Annotated in this window: 1 rRNA gene; it reads left to right on the forward strand. The window is 52.3% G+C overall.

Annotated features, from left to right (window positions below):
• The first annotated feature begins 211 nt into the window (after positions 1 to 211).
• Positions 212 to 1,753 (forward strand): 16S ribosomal RNA (locus OZD68_RS00170).
• The last annotated feature ends 12 nt before the right edge of the window (positions 1,754 to 1,765 follow it).

Below are 1,765 nucleotides of genomic sequence, written 5' to 3' on the forward strand. Positions count from 1 at the left end.
GAAAAGCGTAATATACGCAGCCCGCGCCGATGAGTTTCTCGGCACTGCTCTTTAACAATTTATCAGACAATCTGTGTGGGCACTCCACAAGACGATATCCAGCATCTTCGGATGCAAAAAAATATCAAGTCTTGAAGAGTGACTAACTGAAGTAAAATTCATGCAGTAAATCTTTGAGCATCGCTTCTCGAGTGGAAGCAAATCAAGCTTTTAATTGAAGAGTTTGATCATGGCTCAGATTGAACGCTGGCGGCAGGCTTAACACATGCAAGTCGAGCGGTAGCACAGGGGAGCTTGCTCCCTGGGTGACGAGCGGCGGACGGGTGAGTAATGTCTGGGAAACTGCCTGATGGAGGGGGATAACTACTGGAAACGGTAGCTAATACCGCATAACGTCGCAAGACCAAAGAGGGGGACCTTCGGGCCTCTTGCCATCAGATGTGCCCAGATGGGATTAGCTAGTAGGTGGGGTAATGGCTCACCTAGGCGACGATCCCTAGCTGGTCTGAGAGGATGACCAGCCACACTGGAACTGAGACACGGTCCAGACTCCTACGGGAGGCAGCAGTGGGGAATATTGCACAATGGGCGCAAGCCTGATGCAGCCATGCCGCGTGTGTGAAGAAGGCCTTCGGGTTGTAAAGCACTTTCAGCGAGGAGGAAGGTGGTGAACTTAATACGTTCATCAATTGACGTTACTCGCAGAAGAAGCACCGGCTAACTCCGTGCCAGCAGCCGCGGTAATACGGAGGGTGCAAGCGTTAATCGGAATTACTGGGCGTAAAGCGCACGCAGGCGGTTTGTTAAGTCAGATGTGAAATCCCCGGGCTCAACCTGGGAACTGCATTTGAAACTGGCAAGCTAGAGTCTCGTAGAGGGGGGTAGAATTCCAGGTGTAGCGGTGAAATGCGTAGAGATCTGGAGGAATACCGGTGGCGAAGGCGGCCCCCTGGACGAAGACTGACGCTCAGGTGCGAAAGCGTGGGGAGCAAACAGGATTAGATACCCTGGTAGTCCACGCTGTAAACGATGTCGATTTGGAGGTTGTGCCCTTGAGGCGTGGCTTCCGGAGCTAACGCGTTAAATCGACCGCCTGGGGAGTACGGCCGCAAGGTTAAAACTCAAATGAATTGACGGGGGCCCGCACAAGCGGTGGAGCATGTGGTTTAATTCGATGCAACGCGAAGAACCTTACCTACTCTTGACATCCAGAGAACTTTCCAGAGATGGATTGGTGCCTTCGGGAACTCTGAGACAGGTGCTGCATGGCTGTCGTCAGCTCGTGTTGTGAAATGTTGGGTTAAGTCCCGCAACGAGCGCAACCCTTATCCTTTGTTGCCAGCGGTTCGGCCGGGAACTCAAAGGAGACTGCCAGTGATAAACTGGAGGAAGGTGGGGATGACGTCAAGTCATCATGGCCCTTACGAGTAGGGCTACACACGTGCTACAATGGCATATACAAAGAGAAGCGACCTCGCGAGAGCAAGCGGACCTCATAAAGTATGTCGTAGTCCGGATTGGAGTCTGCAACTCGACTCCATGAAGTCGGAATCGCTAGTAATCGTAGATCAGAATGCTACGGTGAATACGTTCCCGGGCCTTGTACACACCGCCCGTCACACCATGGGAGTGGGTTGCAAAAGAAGTAGGTAGCTTAACCTTCGGGAGGGCGCTTACCACTTTGTGATTCATGACTGGGGTGAAGTCGTAACAAGGTAACCGTAGGGGAACCTGCGGTTGGATCACCTCCTTACCTAAAGATATT

It is taken from the genome of Wolbachia endosymbiont of Drosophila bicornuta (genome assembly GCF_028982105.1).
Lineage (GTDB): Bacteria > Pseudomonadota > Alphaproteobacteria > Rickettsiales > Anaplasmataceae > Wolbachia > Wolbachia pipientis.